This window comes from Pseudomonas sp. AC239 (genome assembly GCF_979258545.1).
On sequence record NZ_OZ409864.1, the window covers coordinates 2,599,515 to 2,621,637 of the forward strand.

Consider the following 22,123-nt stretch of genomic DNA (forward strand, 5'->3'; position numbering starts at 1 on the left):
GGTCGACGCGATCAATCTGATACACCGCGACCGATGGCTTTGGGGCTGCTTCGCAACCCACCGGGGATAAATCCCCTCACCACAAAGGCCCGCTCCCACAGGGAGTTGCATCAGCCTCACGCCAGGCGCGAGACTGACATCCGGTGACTCAGTTGCTCTTCACCGCATAATCCGGCTTCTTGTCGTTGCCCTGAATGAACGGGCTCCACGGTTGCGCACGGATCGGGCCTTCGGTCTGCCATACGACGTTGAACTGACCGTCGCTCTGGATCTCGCCGATCATCACTGGCTTGTGCAGATGGTGGTTGGTCTTGTCCATGGTCAGGGTGTAGCCCGATGGCGCAGCAAAGGTCTGCCCGGCCAGTGCTTCACGCACCTTGGCGACGTCAGTGGATTTGGCTTTCTCGACCGCCTGCGCCCACATATGGATGCCGACGTAGGTGGCTTCCATCGGGTCATTGGTCACTGCCTTGTCGGCGCCCGGCAGGTTGTGTTTCTTCGCGTAGGCTTTCCAGTCCGCGACGAATTTCTTGTTCGCAGGATTCTCCACCGACTCGAAGTAGTTCCACGCCGCGAGGTTGCCCACCAGCGGTTTGGTGTCGATGCCGCGCAACTCTTCCTCACCGACCGAGAACGCCACCACCGGTACATCGGTGGCTTTCAAGCCCTGGTTGGCCAGCTCTTTGTAGAACGGCACGTTGGAGTCGCCATTGACGGTCGAGATGACGGCAGTCTTGCCGCCGGCCGAGAATTTTTTGATGTTGGCAACGATGGTCTGGTAATCGCTGTGACCGAACGGCGTGTAGACCTCTTCGATGTCCTTGTCGGCCACGCCTTTGGAGTGCAGGAACGCGCGCAGGATCTTGTTGGTGGTGCGCGGGTAGACGTAGTCGGTGCCGAGCAGGAAGTAGCGCTTGGCGCTGCCGCCTTCTTCGCTCATCAGGTATTCAACGGCGGGGATCGCTTGCTGATTCGGCGCGGCGCCGGTGTAGAAGACGTTCGGCGACATCTCTTCGCCTTCGTACTGCACCGGGTAGAACAGCAGGCCATTGAGCTCTTCGAACACCGGCAGTACCGATTTACGCGATACCGAGGTCCAGCAGCCGAACACCACCGCGACCTTGTCCTGGGTCAGCAGCTGTCGGCCCTTTTCGGCGAACAGCGGCCAGTTGGAAGCGGGATCGACCACCACCGGCTCGAGCATCTTGCCGTTCACGCCGCCCTTGGCGTTGATCTCGTCGATGGTCATCAGCGCCATGTCCTTGAGCGACGTTTCGGAGATCGCCATGGTCCCGGACAACGAATGCAGAATCCCGACCTTGATGGTCTCGGCGGCCTGGACAGTCCAGGTCATGCCCATCGCGGCAATGGATGCCGTGAGTGTGAAAGCCTTGATCAAACTGCGACGCTTCATTGTGCGATCTCCATGAACATTCGATTTTTTCTGGTTGGCAGATGCGAACGACTGAAAGTGTGTTTTGCAAAGGCTGTGCCCGGTCGCGTTCAGGCAAGAAAATGTCGTGCCAGAGCGCTTGCGCGCTGAGGGCGTGCACCAGGAGGGGACGGTAGTCGGGCGGTGGTGCGTCCAGTTGCGCCAGATTGGGGCGCGAACTGTCGCGCAGATGCGGATACAGAAACGATAAACATGTACCACAGCAGGTGAAAACCGACGGCCCACACTCACGCGCTCATCCCGATTCTCAGCGCAGGTTTTTATGAGTCATGTCTCAGGCCGATCCGGTCGTACCGCAAGTTCTTCAGCAACGTTCAAGCTGCCGCCACTGAGCCCGGCCTTTCTGACTGAAGAGGACGCCGCCTATTGGGTGCACACGCGGATTCCACTGAACCCGGACAAAGAGTACGGCAGCGTGATCCTGCTGCGTCCGGACGGGAAATTGCTCGCCACTTCACCCATCGCCGGGCAAGCCACGGGTTTTGACTTCGGCACAATTGTGCAGACCGATGTCCTTGGCGGCATGCTTCATCCGCTGGGCTACCGGTGCGTCGCCAGCGTTCACAGCCATCCGCCGATCCATGCCGAGTTCCGCAATGGCAATCGGCGTCAGGATGAAACGCTGCTTCGGCTGTTCATGAGTTTCTATTCAGGCGGCGATTTCATTGGCGATGTGTCGGCGCGGGATTTTTTCCGCAGCGCTTACCTTTCAGGCCCGGATGGCAGCTTGCTCAAATACGTCTCGAGCGGCTCGCCCGAGGAGCGCGACTACTTTCTCTGGCAGCAGTCAGGCGGGCCGTCGGGCCATCCGGCGGGGGCCTATGACGTGATGGCGGTGATCAACAAACTGGCTACCGTGGGTGAACTCAAAGTCATTGTTTCGAATGCCGACTGGGGCTACTCGGTGGGGCGCGTACCTGCGGACTGGAAGGCCGGCGCGTCGTTTTCAAAAGGTGTGGTCACCGAACTGCCGCTGATGACCCGTGTCTGCGTCAATGCCGAACGCGCCGTGCTGGCCGCGTTGAAATCCAGAGGCGCGCACGCAGCGGGTCTGCTGTTGAAGAAGTTGACTGGCGAGGAGTATGTCGCCACCCATGCGCGCCCAGCCGGACTGGCTGCATGGGATCCTGAGCGAATATTTCCGGTTGATGCCCAAGGGCAATTGCAGCTGCCCAAGGGGTATTTGCTGGAGGGCTTTTACTTCGCCTCGCGACCCGACCCGGCACAGTTTCCACCTGGCCAGCCGTGGCTCTACGAGAACTTCTTCACGCCCCGGGAGATCGCCTGGGCTATCGAAGCGAATGCCCGCAGCCAACATCTGGCGCAAGCAGGGCGTGCGTTGTCGCTGTACATGCGGGCGCAGGATCATGCGATGTTGAAGTACCGCTTCAGCGGCGATTCGATCGAAGCGGCACTGAGCGTTACGCAGTCGGACGGCACGGTCAGTGACAATGGTGTGCAGGCAAGGCTGTTGGCCGGCACACTGGATACCCGCGCATTTGTTTCGATGCTGGTACTGGCCGGGACCCTGGAGGTCGTGCGCGGCAGTGCGTTGTGGGCGCATCTGGGGCCGGTGGATCTGCAATGGCAGCCCTTCGCCAATTTCCCCTGGCCGCGATTGAGCCGGGCTTTTCTGGCGGCCGATGATGCGGTTCGCCATGCCCATGAGCTCGTGGGCATTCGCCGTGATCAGCAGTACGCGGGGTATGTTTTTCAGCGTAGCGACAAGTGTTTCGTGGTGACCGAACCCTTGCCCGGGGATATCGATACGCTCAGCCAGGGGCGGCTTTATCCTCTGGACAATCACGGTCGGCCGGTGTTTCCAGACGACCACACCATGCATGCGCGTTATGTCGCTCACGTTGCGCTTTCGCAACTTGACCCGGTGCATATCCGGTATCTGCGCTGGACCCGTGCCGAGGCTCTGCTGGATGTGCAGATGCTCAACGTTGACGAGCTGCGGCAGACCCTGCTCGACGGGATCGCTCTGTATTGCTCTGGTGCCGGCGACAGCCTGATCAGGTTCCAGCCCTACACCACCATCGTCGCCAGGGAGCTGGCCAGACGCCTCGGCACTGGCAAGCACCCGGGCGAGCTTGTCAGTGCGCTGCGCAACGGCACTGAACGGCCACAGGCCTTTGTGCGTGAACAGGCGCAGGCCGGCGTCTTGTTCAACCTGATCGATCACGCACTGTGGGGCTATCGCGGGCAAATCGGCGCTGACTGGAGCCTGCCAATAGCGTCAGTGGCTGAACCAGGCGAGTCTGAGCCGCCGCTGCCGACGTTACCGAAACCGTCATTGCCAGATCTTTCTTTGCAGCCATATCCGCCAACGCAAGTGCCTGCGCCTGGCGCTACAACAATGCCGTGGAAGCGTCCTGCGAGGATTTTCTTTGGTGCGGTGTTTTCCTCGGCGGACGAGGCAGCACTGAGTCAATCCAGTACTGACGTGCATTTGCACGACGAGAAGAAAACCTGGTTCGGCTTCATTCTCAAGCACGTGGGGCGGGAGGAATACATCGCCAGCGAGCTGATACCCGTCAGCGATAGCGGCACTAATCTGTTTCGTCAGGAGTCGGTGTTCAGTTCCAGCAGGACAGCTCCCTGGTATCAGTACCCGGATGGCTTCGACCTGCATGCCGTGTATTACATGCACCAGCGAATCGGGGAAACCTTGCGCCATCCCCAGGACTGGCTCGCGCATTACTTCGTCACGCCAGAGACGCTGACCGTTGCCATGTATCTCTCCGAGCGGCGCCCGGTCGTCGCCACTGGCCGGCACAGAACTTTGTATATCGCCACTGGTGATGGTGCTCTGCTCAGGTATGTGTTCAACAGCTCCAGCAAGTTGTTCTACGACGACAGCTCGCAGACGACGCTGCAAACGCTCAAGGACGATCTCGCTGCGCAAAGGCTGTTGCCATCCGACTTCGTGCACACCGTGGTCGACAGTGGTCAACTTGACGTGCTGCGTACGAGTCTGTGCTGGGACCGGCCGGGTTTGGTCAAGAAAACCTGGCAGCCTTACGCAAATCTGCAGCGACGCGCCCTGGGGCCGGTTTTTCACAGTGCCGACGATGCGGCGGTGCATGCCCGATCGCTGTTGCCGCAGAGCACCGACAAGCTCTATGGCGGTGTCATTCTGAAACGCTCCGACGGCCTCTACGTCGCTACCTTGCCGATTGAAGTGACACGCGAAAATTTCGACAGTAGCGAGATCATCGCCGACGAGGCTCGCGCTGCCGGACTGTTTCCAGAAAATTGCCGGATCGTTGCGCGTTACCGCTCCAGAGTCCCGAGGGAGCTGTCGGTAGCGTTTTCGGCCATCGACAAACAGATCTACTTGAACATGCTGTCGGTCGATACCTTGTACTCGGCATTCACGCGCAAGCCTGTGGTCTGGGATGAATACCTGTTTGCGCCGGACGGTGCGACGATTCGCTATCAGCCTGGGTTGTGGGAGCGTCTGCGCGCCGATCTGTCGATTGCCCTGACGGCAAGCAATAGCCTGCCCGCATCACTGGATGGCGAGACCATCAAGCAGCGCCTTTACAGCGGTGAATTGAAACCGATCGACTGGATCGACTCGCTCGCCAGAACCGGTTATTTGCAGGTCGTCACCGGCAGTGACCTGTGGGGCCTGCCCAGGCAAGTATCGCGCTGGGTGCCGTTCTCAGCCGATCTGCAGATCGTGACGGATTACAGCAAAGCCGCTACTGCGGCGGTGTGCGGCCCGTTATACCTTCAGGCAGATGCGGCCGCTCGATATGTCCATGAGCTGGCGGTGAGCCGCGATACGCAGACTTTCGGTGTCATCCTGCGCTCGGCCGGCGGTGTGTTTCTTGCCAGTCTGCCGCTGACTGCACAACGGTCTGCGCTGGCGCTGGACCGGATCTTCGAGCACGGGCGACTGCCATCAGGCTTTCTGCTGGATTCGATTTATCTGCGCGCCGTCCTGCCGCCGCTTGGCGCACGATCCACGGATATCCGGCATGTGCTGATCATGCCCAGCGAAGTCCAGCAGGCGTGTCGACGGGCCAGTACGCCACAGGGTTACAAGCCGATCTACTTCTCCTGCGCCGACGGAGCGCTGCTGAGGCTGCAACTGCACGCGTTCGAGCCCGGCACATTCTTCGACCGGTTCGGGCAAGTGGAATTGCGCCCCAACGCTTTTGTGTCAATGGAGCAGGCGGCGATTGATCAACGCAACAACAGCAAGGGCACTTTCAGCCTTGTCGAATACGTAAACCGGATGGCGCGAGCCGGTGACCTGCATGTCCTTGAAACCAGCGCCTGCTGGTCTCGCCGTGGTCGGGTCGGGGAGGGCTGGCAACCGGGCCTTGCCGAGATATCTCGTGAGCGCCACTGGCAAAATCATCCGGTTCCGGCGCTGGGACCGATCTTCCAGCATCCCGACGATGCTGCCCGCTATGCCCAGCAACGGACCGACAATGAAATACTCGCTCGGACCGGTTATGAGGGCGCGGTTCTCGGGGAAAACTCCGGCCAGCGCTTTGTCCCGCTGGAGCCTGTTGCGTGGTTCGCCAACGAGGAAAATCTTCGTCTGCGTCTTTTCCGTACTGCCGAGGACCCTGCGACCGACTGGCGCCGACCGGCACCGCGCTTCCCTGACGGTTATGCCGTCGTGGCCAGTCATCAATTCAGCCTGTCGGGCAATACCTTGCTGGTCGCTGACAACGAACAGATCCGCAGTAATTTCGCCGAACCCGCGCTGGTGTATGCACACACCCACGAGTTGAAAAACCAAGGTTTCGATATTCGTGGGTATTACTACTCCACGCCCGGCCATGAGTTGCTCAAATACACGCCAGTGTACTCAGACGCCGAACGGGATCTGCTGCTGACCCGTTCGGTCGTTTATGAAAACGGGCAATGGGTCAGCCGCCTCACGCCTGGGCAATTTGTCTCCCGACTCCTGCAATTGGGCGAATTTCAGGTGTTGGTGGCAGGCGCGTATTGGCGCCATACCGGGCACCTGGGCAGTGGTTGGCGAATCCGTCGGCAACAGCCGGCGGCCGAAGGTGCCGTGCGAATCAGAGATGAGTTGTAATTCGAATGCCGAGTCGGGCGCGGGCCACTGAGCCCGCGCCACACTATCAGCGCGGTAGATCGACGGTGCGGCGGGCGACTCGTGGCAAGACAAACCGGTCAAGCAACCACACGAACAGCAGCGAAGCCCCCACCAGCGGAAACACCACCGCCAGCACCAGCATGATCGCCACGCCGGTTTTCCACTTCGGCAGATCATGGCGCAGCGGCGGCACGCCGAATTTGCCTTCGGGGCGGCGTTTCCACCAGATCACTACACCACTGACGGCGCTGAGCAGAATCATCAGGCAGATCAGCAGCACGACGATCTGGTTGAAGGTGCCGAACATCTTGCCTTCGTGGAGCATCACGCCGATTTCGGTAGCGCGAGCAACGGTGCCGTAGTGCTCGAAACGCACATCGGCGAGAACCTTGCCGGTGTACTGATCGATATGCAGGGTGGCGTCGTTGCGCGGGTCATCGGCGAATACAGCAATGGTGAACACGCCGGTGGCGGTGGTCGGCAGGGTGATGCTGTAGCCGGGCTCGACCTTGCGCTCACTGGCGATGTTCTGCACATCCTGCAGGCTGACTTCGGGTGCAGCGGGGCCGGCATGGGCGTTGCCGTGATTCATGTGTTCGGCGTGGTCGCCGGACATCGGCATCGGTGTGTTTTCCATCGCCCACGGCACGGTCTGGCGGGTCGCGCTGTTGAGACTGCGCGCCTCGATGTCGGAGGTCGGCACGTTGTCCCACATTGCGGCTGGAAACACGTTCCACACCTGCGCGTATTGCTTGCCCCAGAAACCGGTCCAGGTCATGCCGCTGAGCAACATCACCAGCAGCAATGTCGCGCCCCAGAAACCGGTAACCGCATGCAGATCGCGCCACAACAGCCGACCGCGACTGCTCAGGCGCGGCCACAGGATGCCCGCCGCCTGACCGCGCGGCCACCACAGAAACAGCCCCGAGACCACCAGCACCACGCCCCAGCCAGCGGCCATTTCGATCAGCCGATCGCCGACCGTACCGATCATCAATTCTCCGTGGATCGCACGGGCGATGGCTTGCAGATTCTGCTTGGCATCCTGCTCGCCGAGGATGTCACCGTGATACGGATCGACGAATACATTGAGTTCGTGACCAGCGTTTTTCACCACGAATTGCGCGCTGCGCTCGGCATTCACCGGCGGCAGGTACTGAGTGACCTGGCCTTGCGGATAGGCAGCTTTCACCCGTTGCAGCAAGTCATCGGCCGGCACCGTGTGGTGCCCGGCCGGTACTTCGAGCAGGCTGCTGTACATCAGCGAATCGAGTTGCGGTTTGAACAGATAAATGATCCCGGTCAGGGCCAGCATCACCATGAACGGCGCGACGAACAGTCCGGCATAGAAATGCCAGCGCCAGGCCAGGTTGTAGAACTTCGGTTGAGGCTTTTGCATCACGTGTGCTCCGCTGGGCTTGGTTCTTTTAGTTGTCTGTTTACCTGTGGGAGCGAGCCTGCTCGCGAAGGCGTCATGCCAGACGACATTAATATTGAATGCGTCGGCCTCTTCGCGAGCAGGCTCGCTCCCACATGGGTAGGTGTCAGAAACTCATATCCACTTTGGTCCAGAGCGTGCGCCCCGGTTCATTAATTGCCTGTGGGTCATTGGCCGGGTAACCGAACCCGGCGTTGCCAGCCAGGTTCAGGTGCTCGGCGTAGGCTTTGCCGAACAGGTTGTCGACGCCGCTGCTGACCTTCCAGTGCTGGTTGATGCGGTACGCGCCGTTGAGCGAGAACACGCCGAAGCCGGAGCTCTGGGCGTAATCCTTGCCGACCACGTTGCCTTTGTTCGCGTCGATGCGGTGCTGCGCGGCGACCACTCGCCAGAGTGCGCCGGCGCTCCAGTTGTCTTGGCTGTAGGTCAGGCCGAAACGCGCATCCAGCGGTGGCAGCTGCGGCAGGGCCGAGCCGTCGCTGCTGTTCTTGCCCCAGGCATAGGCCAGGGTCGCATCGGCTTTCCAGTTGTCGGTGAGGTTGTAGGCAGCACCGAGTTCGCCGCCCATGATCCGCGCGTCGATGTTCTCGGCGCGCGAGGTGCTCATGCCCATCATTACCGGCGTGTAGTCGAACAGGATGTAATCGCGTACCACACCGATGTAACCCGAGGCCCAGGCTTCGAGGTCGGCGCTCCTGTAGTTCACGCCAAAGTCGAACTGCGTGGTCTTTTCCGGTTTGATCGAGTCGAACGCATTGACCGATCCTGCCGGGCCGGACTTGGGTGAAAACAACTCCCAGTAATCCGGGAAGCGTTGCGCGTGGCCGAGGCCTGCATAGAGCGTGGTCGGGCTGTCGGCGAGGTCATGCTCGTAACGGATGAAGCCGCTGGGCAGGGTGTCGGCGCGGGTGTCGTCGGCGGTCGGGTTGGGGCGGGACATCATCCCCGACCCGGTGGTCAGCCGGTAATCCTTGGCCGAGGCGCGATCCACCCGTGCGCCAGTGATCAAGCGATCACGCTCGGCGGCGTACCAGGTCATTTCGCTGAACACGCCGTAGTTGTGGAAATCGGCGTCCTTGCTGTACGGCAGCTGCTTGTAGGTATCGACGCCCATTGCACTGCGCTGGCGGTGCTCGTTGGTCTGTGCGTCGAGGCCGGTGATCAGCTGAACATCAGCCCAGCGCCAGGTTGCTTTGATCCGTGCACCGAGGGTCCGACGGTCGACGTTGGACGCCATGGGCCCTGCCATGATCCCGGTGGCGGACGGGGTGCGCAGGGTGTAATTGTCCATCACATGGTCGGCGTAGTTGTAGTAGACCTGCGCCTCGAGTTTTTCCAGCACCTCGCTGATGTTGGATTTTTCCAGGCGCAGGCCAAGGCTTTCGCGCAGGAATTGCGAACCGTCCATGCCGCGCCCGGCATACCGCGCCTCGCCGTCGCCCTTGCCGGCCGTGAGTTCGATCAAGGTGTCGGCATCCGGCGTCCAGCCCAGTGCGACATCGCCGTTCCACTTGTCGTAACGCGAGGCGACGATGTCTTTGTTGCCATCGCGGTAATCGTCGGAATGCGCGGTGTTGCCGATGACGCGCACGTAGCCCAACGGACCGCCGGCAGCCGCGTCGACAACCTTGTCGAAACGCCCATGCGAGCCAGCCAGGATGCTGGCGTTGACGCGAGTGCCGAGTTCGCCGAAGTTCTCCGGCTCACGGTCGAACAGCACCGTACCGGCCGATGCGCCCGGCCCCCAGAGGACAGTCTGCGGACCTTTGATCACCGTGAGTTTGTCGTAGGTTTCCGGTGAAATATACGAAGTCGGCGCGTCCATCCGGCCAGGGCAAGCGCCGAGCATCATGCTGCCGTTGGTGAGGATATTCAGGCGCGAACCAAACATCCCGCGCAGCACCGGATCGCCGTTGGTGCCGCCATTGCGCACCAGAGCGAAGCCGGGAATGGTTTTCAGGTAATCGCCACCGTCACTGGCCGGCACCGGTTGGCGCGGATCCTTGGGGTTGGTGACGATCGTCAGTGGTGAGCTTGGGGCGATGGCAGTGATCACCGTTGGGCTCAATTCACTTTCGTGGCTCGCGTGATCATCAGCCAACGCCAGCGGTGTCAGCAGCAGGCCGCAAAGGACGGCAATAGCGTGCCTGCAACGAATCCGCGATTCATTCAGGGCAAAGTGCGCGCGGGCAGATTCCGCGCAGAGGACAGCAGTAAACCTGGACATGACAATTTCCATCGAACAGTCGTAAACACCACGGCCGGCAGCCTGGAGCTGTCTTCTCAACCGTGTGCAATCAGAGGTGCGTGTCTACGTGGCGATGGGCGGGGCGCGGGTGCGGGCGCCGGGGAAGAAGGGTTGGCGGGCATGGCCCAGACGCGGGGAGGGTGGGGTGAAGGTGTTCGGTGGCGGGATGTTGAAAGCGACGAAATCGCCGCCGCCGGTCAGTGCCGGGCAATTGAACAGCAGGCTGCAATAGCCGCATTTTTCCCACAGCACGTGATGCGAAGATTGCGGCGGGCAATGCTCGGCCGCAGGCTGGGCTGCATGGCCGCTGTGATCCATGCCGGGCATGTCCATCGACATGTCCATGCTCATTGGCATCGACGTCGAGGCGTGTTGATCCATCGGCATCGACTGAGAAATCAGTGGACCGATGAAAATCATCAGCATGGCGAACAGGGCGATCCAGCTGCCACGCGTCAGCGCTTGAGTCTGACGGTGATGCGGGACGGGCCTGGCGCGCAACGGACGCATGGGCGAAGTCAGCCGAAACGGTTACTGAGCGTGCACGTGGCCCTGAGCGGATTCCGGCGCTTTCTTCTGCACGGCAACTTCAACGCTGACGTCACCGGCCTTTTCGAAATGCAGGGTCATCGGGAAACGCTTGCCGTCGCTGAGCAGGCTGCGATCGCTCGGGTTGAGCAGCATCACGTGGTAAGCCATCGGCGCGAAGGTCACGGTACCGCCGGCGGGGATTTCCACGCTTGGCACTTGCTGCATCTTCATCAGATCGCCCTGCATCACGTGCTCGTGCAACTGCGCTTGTGCAGCGATGGGCGAGTCGACGCTGAGCAGGCGATCGGCGCTTTTACCGGTGTTGTGAATGATGAAATAGGCGGCGACGGTCGGCGCATTCGGCGGCAGTTCCTGCGACCACGGATGGGCGATTTCCAGCGCACCCGCCTTGTATTCATGGGCATGGGCGAAGCACGCCGGCAACAACAGCGCAGCGAGGACGAAGAGTTTCTTCAACATGGCAGTTCTCCAGAACGAGTTGAAACGCGGATTTGTGGCGCGAACAAATCAGACCAGAGGGGAAGCACGGGGATTGAGACTCGGCCATTGCTGGCGCAGCGTCGGGGCTTGCAGGGAGGCGGGCGCAACGCTGCGGTTGCTTTCAAATTGCGCGAAATACAGCTGCGGCGAATGCCCCGGCAGCGCCAGCAATGGCGCCCCACCTGAGCAACACCAGCAGTGCTGCATGTTCGAATGGCTGTCGTTTTGCGGGGCCTTCTGATCCGTGGCACCGATGTCGATCGCCACCATCTTCATCCCACTGCCGGTGCAGAAACTGCTCCACAGTATCTGCTCGGCCGGTGAACTGGCCGCCTGCGCCATCGCCCCGCTCAGCGGCATGGCGAGCATGTTGAACAGCACTGCAAAGCAGGCGATCCAGGCAAATGCTAACCGGCGTCGGTTCATGGGACAGGTCCGTTGGGTGGGCGATCAGGCGCGGCCCATTTAGCCTGATCAGGGCCGATAAGTAAAAAAGCGTCGTGCGGTTTGGTGTCGCAGTGCGCTGTTGAAAAGAGTGTAGCCACTTGGATTGGCAGTGCCAGACCGGACGCCTTCGCGGGCAAGCCTGCTCCCACATGTTTTGTGAGTATGCACAGATATCAGCAACATTCACGGTTCCTGTGGGAGCGAGCCTGCTCGCGAAAGCGATTTGTCAGGCATTGATGGGCTGCCGGTGCTGACGTCTTCGCGAGCAGGCTCGCTCCCACAAAGGGCCGTGCCGATTCAGCGGGGGAGGGCAGCGAGGACTTGGTCGACTGATTCAAACTCCCGATCAACCCCCGGCAACCCCGGGCGCTTCAACACCAGCACCGGCACGCCACGCTCGCGCGCCACTTCGAGCTTCGGCTCGGTGGCGCTGCTGCCGCTGTTCTTGCTGATCAGCACATCGATCTGCCTGCGCTCGAACAGCGCTCGCTCGTCTTCCAGCAGAAACGGCCCACGGGCGCCGATCACTTCGCAGCGCGTGTTGCCGGGATAAATGTCGAGGGCGCGCAGGGTCCAGAACTGGTGGGCGGGAATTTCGTCGAGGTGTTGCAGCGGTTCACGGCCGAGGGTGAACAGCGGGCGGTGGAACGGTTCCAGCGCTGCGATCAGCTCGGCCCAGTCAGCCACCTCACGCCAGTCATCGCCCGCTTGCGGTTGCCATGCCGGGCGGCGCAAGGCCCAGCAGGGGATGCCGGACAGCTGTGCCGCGCGGGCGGCGTTGGCGCTGATTTTTGCGGCGTACGGGTGCGTGGCGTCGAGCAGCAGATCGACACCTTCATCGGCGATGAACTGCGCCAGACCCTCCGCGCCGCCATAGCCGCCGACCCGAACCTGGCAGCGCAAATCGCTCGGCACCCGGCCAACGCCGGCGAGGCTGTAGATATGTTGTGGGCCGAGCGTGCGGGCAATCGCCAGCGCTTCAGTCACACCGCCGAGCAGCAGGATCCGTTTCATGCAAAACCCCCGGCGTGGCCGACAATCCCGCCCTGACGATCAATGGCAAACACCTCGACCTGGACCTGCGCCGGCACTACGCTGCGAGCGAAATTCAGCGCATGGCGACAAACCTCATCCCCCAAAGCAATGCCCGCCGCACTCGCCATGGCCAAGGCTTGTTGGCTGGTATTGGCTTCGCGAATGCCTTGCTGCAACGCCGGGTCCGCGCCAATCGCCGCCGCCCATTCGGCCAGCTGCGGCAAATCGATGCTCGAATGCCGCGAATGCAGATCCATATGCCCGGCGGCGAGTTTGCTGATCTTGCCGAAGCCGCCGCACAGGCTGAGTTTATCCACAGGTACTTTACGCAGGTGCTTGAGCACCGCACCGACGAAATCACCCATCTCGATCAGGGCGATTTCCGGCAGGTCGTAGACCCGGCGCATGGTGTCTTCGCTGGCGTTGCCGGTGCAGGCGGCGATGTGCAGATAGCCGTTGGTTTTCGCTACGTCGATGCCCTGATGAATCGAGGCGATGTAAGCGGCGCAGGAAAACGGCCGGACGATGCCGCTGGTGCCGAGGATCGACAGGCCGCCAAGAATGCCCAGCCGCGGATTCATGGTTTTCAGCGCCAGTTCTGCGCCGCCCTCGACATTGACCGTGACCTCGAAGCCGCCGCCATAGCCGGTTTCGGCGGCGAGCAAGGCCAGGTGATCGCTGATCATCTTGCGCGGCACCGGATTAATCGCCGGTTCGCCGACGGCCAATACCAGACCCGGCCGGGTCACCGTGCCGACGCCGACACCGGCGTTGAAGCGGAGCCCCGGCTCGGCACACAGTCGCACCTGTGAGTAAAGCAGTGCGCCGTGGGTGACGTCAGGGTCGTCGCCGGCATCCTTGATCGTCCCGGCTTCGGCGCCGCCCTCGCTCAGGCGGCAGAACTCCAGGCGCATCTGCACCTGTTTGCCCTTGGGCAGCGTGATCTGCACCGCGTCGGCAGCGATGTCGGTGAGCAACAGGCGCGCGGCGGCGAGGCTGGTGGCGGTGGCGCAGCTGCCGGTGGTCAGGCCGCTGCGCAGGGGCGCGGGTTGTTCGGCGGTTTCGTCACGCATCGAGGGATTTGACCAATTCCAGCAGGGTGATCGGCAAGGCCTGACGCCAAGTGTCGAACTCGCCGAGCGGTTGCGCCTGGGCGACATGAATGCGCGTCAGTTCGCCGCCGTATTGTTCGCGCCAATGCATCAGGGTGACTTCGCTTTGCAGGGTCACGGCGTTGGCAACCAATCGGCCGCCGGGCTTGAGCTGGTCCCAGCAGGTCTCGAATACACCCTCACGGGTGACGCCGCCGCCGATAAACACAGCGTCCGGCCGTTCGAGGCGATCCAGCGCTTGCGGCGCCTTGCCACGGATCAGTTGCAGGCCGGGCACGCCCAGCGCATCGCGGTTGTGTTCGATCAGTTGCTGACGGCCCTCATCGGCCTCTATCGCGATGGCGCGGCAACTCGGATGGGTGCGCATCCACTCGATGCCGATCGAGCCGCTGCCGGCGCCGACATCCCAGAGCAGTTCACCGGGCGTCGGCGCCAAGCGGGCGAGGGTGATGGCGCGCACGTCGCGCTTGGTCAGTTGGCCGTCGTGGCGGAATGCCGAATCGGGCAAGCCGGCGAGGCGTGACAGACCGGTGATGCCGGGCTCGGCCAGGCATTCGATCGCGATGACATTGAGATCGGCAACGGACGCGTCGTTCCATTCGCTGGCGCTGCGTTCGATACGCCGCTCGGCATCGCCGCCCAGATGCTCCAGAACTGTCATGCGACTTGGGCCGAAACCACGCTCGCGCAGCAATTGCGCAACCGCGGCCGGGCTGCTGCCATCATTGCTCAGCAGCAACAGACGCACGCCGCTGAACAGATGCGCATTGAGCGCCGCCAACGGACGCGCCACCAGCGACACAATCGTCACCTCCTGCAACGGCCAGCCCAAGCGCGCCGCGGCCAGTGCGCAGGACGAAGGGGCGGGAATGATCGCCATCTCGGCGCTCGGTACCTGCCGCGCCAGACTGGCACCGACGCCGTAGAACATCGGATCACCGCTGGCCAGCACGCAGACCGGCTCGCCACGCGACTCGAGCACTGGCGCGAGGGAAAACGGACTCGGCCATAATTGCCGCTCGCCGCCAATGCACGGCGGCAGCAGATCCAGCTGACGCTGGCCGCCGACGATCCGCGAAGCGCCCATCAGAGCACGCCGGGCGTTCTTGCCCAGGCCCTTGAAGCCGTCTTCACCAATACCCACAACGGTCAGCCAATCGCCCATTTCATACTCCTGATCCTGCGTCCAGCGAAGCGGGCGACATGATAACGCGACAATCGATAACTGGCTGCTGTCCTTTTTCAGGAGCGCCGACATTGAATGTTTACATTGTCTTTTGTGATTTTTCGAGTTCTTCGCAAGTATTGAATTGGCATTCCGCTGGAAATGCTTGTGACTATCTGGAATGTACTTTTTTAGTAAATTGAATAATCGGATGGATAATTGAAATGAGCGATGTTTTGAACAATGTTTCAGCACTTCCCGACCAAGGCAGTGCGACGGTGATGGGGAATAATCTGGTGTCCTTCTTTTCCGGATTGACTGCGGAAGACAAACGATTCGTCAAAGACAGTATGCGCTGGGCAGAATACAGAGCCGATTTGCGTCATAACAGAAACAGTGAGCCAGCTGCTTGGTTTGAATATTATTCTGGGGTGCTTTGGTCTGTCGGCTGGAGCCTGGAGCAAGCTCCGGTAATCCATGTTGACAAGAGTTTTACCGGTAATGCGCTGGAAGTCTGGACGCGATCCTTGGCGCAACAATTAAGTCGGGAAAAAGTCGGGCTAATGAAGGAAGCGTTTCACATGCTTGAAACACATTCGGACGCAATAGACATATTTAGAGCCAGCGCTCGTGAATGGAGCGATTTTCGTTTTTCCCCTGCTCAGTACAATTTCAATAGGGAGTTGGAGATTGTCATCAGTAATGTTCGCTTGCTTGATGCGAAGTGGTCCTCTACCTATTTGTTCTGGACTATTCAGCATACGGGTTCGGAGCTTGATATCCGCTCCAGACGCTTTTTGATCAGGTCTGCCGCGATAAATGAAAATCGGATTAAGTTGGCTGCTGCAGTGCTTGATATGCGCACGCGTGAAATTGAGTTGGCTCAGGGCGTTTGATATTAGTTGGAAAGCTGTGTTTGCTGGTTTGTATGATGGTCTGAAATTAAATGCATGGATTTTCGATTTGATTAACTCCGATGCTGTGGTTAGTTTGTTTTTCACACCAGGTCGGTGTTTTAATCATGAAAGGAATCCATTTATGACTGAGCTGAATAAAGATGTAATCTCCGCTGTTGAGCGGTTTAGTTTGATTGCGCAAACCAATGAGTTTATCGCAGCGCAGCCAGTGTTGCGCTCGCGTTCGGCACGTGTTGGCAGTAGCTTGCCAATTGATAAAGATGAACTGAATGCAGCAATCATGGGCTCGGGTATTGCAGGCTTTGATGCAAGCATGTCCAAGCGCAGCAAGCGAATCGTTAAAAACACCTACATGTATGCTGATCTGGTTGCCTTGCTCAAATATCCGGCACCCAAGCAAAAGGAACAGCGCTATAACGAGTTTATGCGATTAATGAAACTGGCTGGCTGGTTTGCTTTCAGCCAGCCCTATAATCGATATACCGCTACTTCGCAAAAACTGACCATGGATAATGTTGCCCTGTCTGTTCTGCATACCGCTGTTGGTGCAGCAGTAGGACAGGGCCAGGCAGCCCTTAAAGTATTGTCCACTGTGGCAGATGCGACCATGGATGCGCTGAAAAATGAACCACAGGCCCTGACGCTGTTCGAGAACAACTCGAAGAAAGCCGAAGGTGGCAACTTTTGCATGAGTGCGGCTTCGCAGGATGATGAAGGTGGTATCACCCTGGCAATCGCTGCTGTGCAATATCTGGCTTCGGCTCAACCTACCAAAGTACTGTTTGTAGAGTGGGCTACATCTGCTGTGGAGATTTATAACGCCGGCGCCACGATGTATATGGATGAGGAAGACTATGCAATGGTAGAGCCGTTGATTGTCAAGGCTCTGACGGAGCAGCGTGAGAAAGCGCTCAGCTACGAATTTGGCCAATCGGTCTGAAAGTGATTAATGCCAGAGGCGCAAGCCTCTGGTTTTTTGTGGGAGATGCAAATGTTCGCGATTTCGAAGGTTTTCGTATGCGCAGGGGCATTAGTGCTGGTGAGTAAAGAGCTGTCGACATCTGGCATTGACGACAGTCTCGATGCGCTGCTTTATTCACAAACGGTCGCTTCGCATAAAGTTCCCGATGCTGTCGAGCACGAGGCATGGAATGATGCCAATAAAACCGCTTTGAAAGTCACCGGTGCTTTGTTTTTCGACGATCCGGTTATCAGCTTGCCAGTCACTACGCCCGATACGTTTACGTTGCTGGAGTTGACTCAAGAACTCTTGCAAGGTTGGGCACCGGCAGTTTTGAACCAACAGGTAATTGCCAATCTGACCTCGCAACTGGAGAGCGACGGTGCTGCCCTTGAGTTGCTTCAGCGAAATATTCTGCAAGAGGGCAAGTCGATTCGCTTCATGCTTGGCAGCGTATCTGCGGAATCAACGATTACGATGGTCGTCATTTCGTTTGCCGTCAAAGAGCCTGTTCAGGGCAATGTGCTTGAGCGACGCTTCAATGCTGAGCAGATAGTGGGCAACCTTGCTGTTGATTGCTACAAGGCTCTTATAGATGCCGATGATTACTGTTTCTCGAGAGCCAGGATTATTGCGTTATTGGGTGAGCGGCGCGAAAAGCAGATTATCGCCCTGACCTGAGAGCGCGGCTGAGGCAACAACTGAAGCCTGCCTGCCCCACCTGTCGAGACAGAGGGCAGACTTTTCATACCGGTGGGCAAAGCAGGCATAATACTGCGCCTTCGCCCGCGAAGCGCTTCTGCCACGCAACCGGTCAGCCCCTTGAACGAACGCCCGATGTCCACCGCCATACGCCCCTCGGCCTGTCCGGGGTTACTGCGTATCGTCCAGGCACTGGACGGCGGTATCTGTCGGATCAAGCTCGATGGCGGTTCGATCAGCGCTGATCAGGCCGATGCGGTGGCCGCTGCCGCCGGAGCGTTTGCGAGCGGTGCGATCGAAGCGACCAATCGCGGCAACCTGCAGATTCGCGGCATCGGTGCGCAAGCGGCGGCGCTGATCGAGCGCTTGCTGGCCGCTGGCCTCGGGCCAAAGAACGCTGCCGGTGACGATGTGCGCAATCTGATGCTCAGCCCGGCCGCCGGCATTGATCGGCAGATGCTGATCGACACGCGCCCGCTCGCAGGGCAAATCCTCGACACCTTGCAAAGCCATCCGCGCTTCCATGAGTTGAGCGCCAAGTTCGCCGTGCAGCTCGATGGCGGCGAAGCGCTGGCGATGCTCGAACATCCGCACGATCTGTGGCTGTCGGCATTCGAGCGTGACGGCGAAGTCCTCTGGGCATTCGGTCTGGCCGGCTGCCCGACCGATCGCCCTCTCGGCGCTGTGACCCAGGACAACGCTCACGCTCTGGTGGTCGCCGCGCTGGAACTGTTCCTCGACCTGGCCCGGCCAGAGCAAACACGGATGCGCCATCTGCTCGATGAGTTGCCCAGGCTCGCGTTTCTGGAATCGTTGCGCGAGCGCGTATCGCTCAAGGCAATCAGCAATTGGCAGCGCCCGCCGTCGGCAGACGCGCTGCACATCGGCGCTCACCAGCAGAACACGCAGGGTCTCTGCTACGTCGGCGCGGTGCCGCCACTGGGCCGACTTGATCCGGCGATGCTGCGTGGCGCGGCGCAACTGGCCCGACAGTTTGGCGATGGCAGTCTGCGCTTCACGCCGTGGCAGAGCCTGCTGCTGCCGAACGTGAACGCCACTGCTACCGACAACGTGCTTGAGCAGTTGCGGGCGTTGGGCCTGTTGTCGAGCGACGCCGAACCACTGGCGCGCCTGATCGCCTGCACCGGCGCCGATGGCTGCGGCAAAGGCCTTGCCGACACCAAGCAGGACGCCCGGCAACTGGCACCTTTGCTGCCCGCAGGGCTCAGCGTGCACCTGTCGGGCTGCTCGCGCTCCTGCGCCGCCGCTCACTGCGCGCCCGCCACACTGCTGGCCGTTAGCCCCGGCCATTACGACCTTTATTTTCGCGATGCAGCACAACCCGGTTTCGGCTCGCTGCACGCCTGCAACCTTACTATTGAAGCGGCCGCGACTTTGCTCGACGCCCGCTCCCGGAGCCCCCTTGATGCTTGATTACATCCGCGACGGTCAGGAGATCTATCGCAACTCCTTCGCGATCATTCGCCGCGAGGCCAATCTGGCGCGCATTCCCGCCGATCTGGAAAAACTCGCAGTGCGGGTGATCCACGCCTGCGGCATGGTCGAGGCCGTCGACGGTCTGCAATTTTCCGACGGCGCGGGCAAGGCCGGGCGCGATGCTCTGGCGGCCGGTGCGCCGATTCTCTGCGACGCGCGGATGGTCTCCGAAGGCGTGACCCGCGCGCGCCTGCCGGCCAACAATCAAGTGATCTGCACCTTGCGCGACGACAGCGTGCCGGAGCTGGCTCGCGAGTTGGGTAACACCCGCTCGGCCGCCGCGCTGGAACTGTGGCGCCCGCACCTTGAAGGCAGCGTGGTGGTGATCGGCAACGCGCCGACCGCACTGTTCTACTTGCTGGAAATGCTCGACGCCGGCGCGCCAAAACCGGCACTGATCCTCGGCTTCCCGGTGGGTTTTGTCGGCGCTGCCGAATCGAAAGCGGCGCTGGCTGCCGACAGTCGCGGCGTGCCGTTCGTGATCATGCAGGGTCGCCTGGGCGGCAGCGCCATGGCCGCCGCCGCCGTCAATGCCCTCGCCACGGAGATCGAATGATGCAGGCCAAAGGACGTCTGATCGGCCTCGGTGTCGGCCCCGGTGATCCGGAGCTGATCACTGTCAAAGCCTTGCGCCTGCTGCGCGAATCGCCGGTGGTCGCGTATTTTGTGGCCAAGGGCAAGAAGGGCAATGCGTTCGGGATCATCGAGGCGCATCTGGTCGAGGCGCAGAATCTGCTGCCGCTGGTCTACCCGGTGACCACCGAGGCGTTGCCGGCGCCGCTGTCGTATGAGCAGGTCATCAGCGATTTCTACGACGAAGCCGCTGTGGCGGTCGCCGAACATCTGGATGCCGGCCGCGATGTGGCGGTGATCTGCGAGGGCGACCCGTTCTTCTACGGCTCCTACATGTATTTGCATGACCGCCTCGCCAGCCGTTACGAGGCCGAAGTCGTGCCGGGCGTGTGCTCGATGCTTGGCGGCGCTTCGGTGCTCGGCGCGCCGCTGGTGTATCGCAATCAGAGCCTGTCGGTGCTTTCCGGCGTGCTGCCCCATGAAGAATTGAAGCGGCGTCTGGCCGATGCCGATGCGGCGGTGATCATGAAACTGGGGCGCAACTTTCCCAAGGTGCGTCAGGTGCTGGAAGAACTCGGTCTCGCCGAGCGCGCTCTGTATGTCGAGCGCGCGACCATGGCCAATCAGAAGATCGTGCCGATGGATCAGGTCGAGCCAATGTCTTCGCCGTACTTCTCGCTGATCATCGTCCCGGGCGAACGGTGGCAAGGTTGATGAGCCAAGCGACTCCCGCCATCGTCATTCTCGGCCAGGGCAGCCTCGCCACGGCGCGGCGCATTCAACAGGTCTATCCGGCGGCGCAGGTCCATGGCCTTGCCGGACGGGTTGAAGGCGCCGACAGCCGCTATGAGGAATTCGGCGCGACCCTGCGCGCGTTGTACCAACAGGACACGCCGATCATTGCCCTTTGCGCGGCCGGCATTGTCATTCGCACACTGGCGCCGCTGTTGCTGGAGAAAGGCGCCGAACCCGCTGTGCTGGCGGTGGCCGAAGACGGCAGCGCGGTGGTGCCGTTGCTCGGTGGCCTCGGCGGCGTCAACGTCATGGCCCGTGAGATCGCGGCGGCGCTGCAAGTGGCACCGGCAATTACCACCAGCGGCGAATTGCGCTTTGGCACCTGCCTGCTCAATCCGCCGAGCGGCTATGCACTGGCGGATCTGGAATCGGGCAAACGCTTCGTCTCCGATCTGCTTGCCGGGCACAGCGTGCGCATCGAAGGTGCGGCGCCGTGGCTGGATCAGACGCAGTTGCCGCAGGACCCGCAGGCGCAGCGGTCGATTCATGTGAGCAGTGCGCAGCGGGTGGCCAGCGCCGATGAATTGCTGATTTACCCGCGCAGTGTGGCAGTGGCGGTGAGTGCTGAACTGACGGACCTGCCAAACGTCGTTCGCGCTGCGTTGCAACAGGCCAGTGTCGCCGTGCCGGCACTGGCCTGTCTCGTGGCAGCAGACGCTGAAATGGCCGCATCGGATTTGCGTGAGGCAGCGCTCGAGTTGGGCGTGCCGCTGCGCTTTGTGGCGGCGCAAAGCGATCTTCAGACCTTGGCCCGCGTTGCGGTGCCCGCGGCGAACGTGATCAGCGCAGAACATCTGGCGATCGCGATTGCCGAGCAACCGCTGGACGTCGCGCAGATCGGCCGCCCGCGCGGTCGTCTTGCGGTCATCGGCCTCGGCCCCGGCGCCGCCGAACTGATGGTGCCAGCGGTGAAAGCCGAACTGGCCCGCGCGACCGATGTGCTTGGTTACGAAACCTACGTACGCATGGCCGGCCCCTTCCGCGACGATCAGGTGCAGCACTGCACCGACAATCGCGAAGAAATGCAGCGTGCCCGCCACGCCTTCCGGCTTGCCGCCGAAGGACGCTCGGTGATCGTGGTGTCTTCTGGCGATCCGGGCGTGTTCGCCATGGCCGCTGCGGTGCTCGAAGCCCTGCACGAATCGGACGATCCGGCGTGGCACAGCGTTGATCTGGAAGTCCTCCCCGGCGTTTCCGCCTCGCTGGCCACTGCGGCTCAGGCCGGTGCGCCGCTGGGCCACGACTTCTGCGTGATGTCGCTGTCGGACAACCTCAAGCCGTGGTCGATCATCGAAAAGCGTCTGGATCTGGCCGCCGAAGCGGATCTGGCCCTGGCGTTCTACAACCCGATTTCCCGGGCGCGCCCGTGGCAGTTGGGCCGGGCGCTGGAGATCGTTGCGCAGCACCGCTTGCCTGAAACACCGGTGGTCCTTGGTCGGGACATCGGCCGGCCGGGGCAGACACTGCGCACCACGACCCTGGGCGCATTGACACCGGAACAGGTGGACATGCGCACCATGGTGCTGATCGGTTCTTCGACCACCTGCACCTTCGCCCGTGCCGGGGGCGGTGAATGGGTGTACACGCCGCGTTGGTATGGTGAAAAACCGCTTTCCTGAAAAACCCTCCGCTCATGCAATTCTCAGCGACGGGAAA

At 61.0% G+C, this 22,123-nt stretch carries 17 protein-coding genes; 8 read left to right on the forward strand and 9 right to left on the reverse strand.

Going from position 1 to position 22,123, the window contains the following annotated elements:
• Nucleotides 1–148: 148 nt before the first annotated feature.
• Nucleotides 149–1,414, reverse strand: coding sequence for an urea ABC transporter substrate-binding protein (gene urtA / locus ACZ0AZ_RS11860; protein WP_039756993.1), 1,266 nt, complete (start codon nt 1,412–1,414; stop codon nt 149–151).
• A 301-nt stretch (nt 1,415–1,715) separates the two neighbouring features.
• Between urtA and ACZ0AZ_RS11865 the strand changes: the two genes are divergently transcribed.
• Complete coding sequence (locus ACZ0AZ_RS11865; RefSeq protein WP_463570868.1) at nt 1,716–6,524, forward strand: DUF4329 domain-containing protein; 4,809 nt, start codon at nt 1,716–1,718, stop codon at nt 6,522–6,524.
• Between the two features lie 46 nt (nt 6,525–6,570).
• Here the strand turns inward: ACZ0AZ_RS11865 and ACZ0AZ_RS11870 are convergent, their stop codons facing one another.
• From ACZ0AZ_RS11870 to ACZ0AZ_RS11905, 8 genes are all read right to left on the reverse strand, one after another.
• On the reverse strand, nt 6,571–7,944 hold the full coding sequence (locus ACZ0AZ_RS11870) for a PepSY-associated TM helix domain-containing protein (protein ID WP_463537424.1): 1,374 nt from the start codon (nt 7,942–7,944) through the stop codon (nt 6,571–6,573).
• Between the two features lie 145 nt (nt 7,945–8,089).
• A complete protein-coding gene (locus ACZ0AZ_RS11875) occupies nt 8,090–10,210 on the reverse strand; it encodes a TonB-dependent copper receptor (RefSeq protein WP_463537425.1) in 2,121 nt (706 codons plus the stop codon).
• A gap of 84 nt (nt 10,211–10,294) precedes the next feature.
• The gene (locus tag ACZ0AZ_RS11880) at nt 10,295–10,741 is read right to left on the reverse strand and encodes a DUF2946 domain-containing protein (RefSeq protein ID WP_071174270.1); all 447 of its coding nucleotides are present in this window, start codon (nt 10,739–10,741) and stop codon (nt 10,295–10,297) included.
• 21 nt (nt 10,742–10,762) lie between these two features.
• On the reverse strand, nt 10,763–11,242 hold the full coding sequence (locus tag ACZ0AZ_RS11885) for a copper chaperone PCu(A)C (RefSeq protein WP_073471757.1): 480 nt from the start codon (nt 11,240–11,242) through the stop codon (nt 10,763–10,765).
• Nucleotides 11,243–11,290: 48 nt separating this feature from the next.
• On the reverse strand, nt 11,291–11,689 hold the full coding sequence (locus ACZ0AZ_RS11890) for a DUF2946 domain-containing protein (protein ID WP_129998147.1): 399 nt from the start codon (nt 11,687–11,689) through the stop codon (nt 11,291–11,293).
• A gap of 318 nt (nt 11,690–12,007) precedes the next feature.
• Nucleotides 12,008–12,724, reverse strand: coding sequence for a cobalt-precorrin-6A reductase (locus tag ACZ0AZ_RS11895; protein ID WP_463537426.1), 717 nt, complete (start codon nt 12,722–12,724; stop codon nt 12,008–12,010).
• A complete protein-coding gene (locus tag ACZ0AZ_RS11900; protein WP_463537427.1) occupies nt 12,721–13,818 on the reverse strand; it encodes a cobalt-precorrin-5B (C(1))-methyltransferase in 1,098 nt (365 codons plus the stop codon). The genes ACZ0AZ_RS11895 and ACZ0AZ_RS11900 overlap by 4 nt, the downstream gene beginning before the upstream one ends.
• Nucleotides 13,811–15,022 carry a bifunctional cobalt-precorrin-7 (C(5))-methyltransferase/cobalt-precorrin-6B (C(15))-methyltransferase gene (locus ACZ0AZ_RS11905; protein WP_039757001.1) on the reverse strand — a complete coding sequence of 404 codons (1,212 nt, stop codon included), beginning with the start codon at nt 15,020–15,022 and terminating at the stop codon, nt 13,811–13,813. Before ACZ0AZ_RS11905 ends, ACZ0AZ_RS11900 begins: the two co-directional genes overlap by 8 nt.
• Nucleotides 15,023–15,246: 224 nt before the next feature.
• Between ACZ0AZ_RS11905 and ACZ0AZ_RS11910 the strand changes: the two genes are divergently transcribed.
• The 7 genes from ACZ0AZ_RS11910 (at nt 15,247) to cobJ (ending at nt 22,086) form a co-directional block, all read left to right on the forward strand.
• Entirely contained in the window at nt 15,247–15,918 is a 672-nt protein-coding gene (locus ACZ0AZ_RS11910) for a hypothetical protein (RefSeq protein WP_463537428.1), read from the forward strand.
• Nucleotides 15,842–16,879: a hypothetical protein gene (locus tag ACZ0AZ_RS11915; protein ID WP_463537429.1), complete on the forward strand. Its 1,038-nt coding sequence runs from the start codon at nt 15,842–15,844 to the stop codon at nt 16,877–16,879. Before ACZ0AZ_RS11910 ends, ACZ0AZ_RS11915 begins: the two co-directional genes overlap by 77 nt.
• A 9-nt stretch (nt 16,880–16,888) precedes the next feature.
• A complete protein-coding gene (locus ACZ0AZ_RS11920) occupies nt 16,889–17,581 on the forward strand; it encodes a hypothetical protein (RefSeq protein ID WP_039757003.1) in 693 nt (230 codons plus the stop codon).
• A 156-nt stretch (nt 17,582–17,737) separates the two neighbouring features.
• A complete protein-coding gene (gene cobG / locus ACZ0AZ_RS11925) occupies nt 17,738–19,036 on the forward strand; it encodes a precorrin-3B synthase (RefSeq protein WP_463570866.1) in 1,299 nt (432 codons plus the stop codon).
• Nucleotides 19,029–19,655 (forward strand): precorrin-8X methylmutase, encoded by a 627-nt coding sequence (locus ACZ0AZ_RS11930; protein ID WP_400502371.1) that lies wholly within the window; start codon nt 19,029–19,031, stop codon nt 19,653–19,655. The genes cobG and ACZ0AZ_RS11930 overlap by 8 nt, the downstream gene beginning before the upstream one ends.
• A complete protein-coding gene (locus tag ACZ0AZ_RS11935; protein WP_370695113.1) occupies nt 19,652–20,386 on the forward strand; it encodes a precorrin-2 C(20)-methyltransferase in 735 nt (244 codons plus the stop codon). The genes ACZ0AZ_RS11930 and ACZ0AZ_RS11935 overlap by 4 nt, the downstream gene beginning before the upstream one ends.
• Nucleotides 20,386–22,086, forward strand: a complete 1,701-nt coding sequence (gene cobJ, locus ACZ0AZ_RS11940) for a precorrin-3B C(17)-methyltransferase (protein ID WP_463537430.1) — start codon at nt 20,386–20,388, stop codon at nt 22,084–22,086. Before ACZ0AZ_RS11935 ends, cobJ begins: the two co-directional genes overlap by 1 nt.
• The last annotated feature ends 37 nt before the right edge of the window (nt 22,087–22,123 follow it).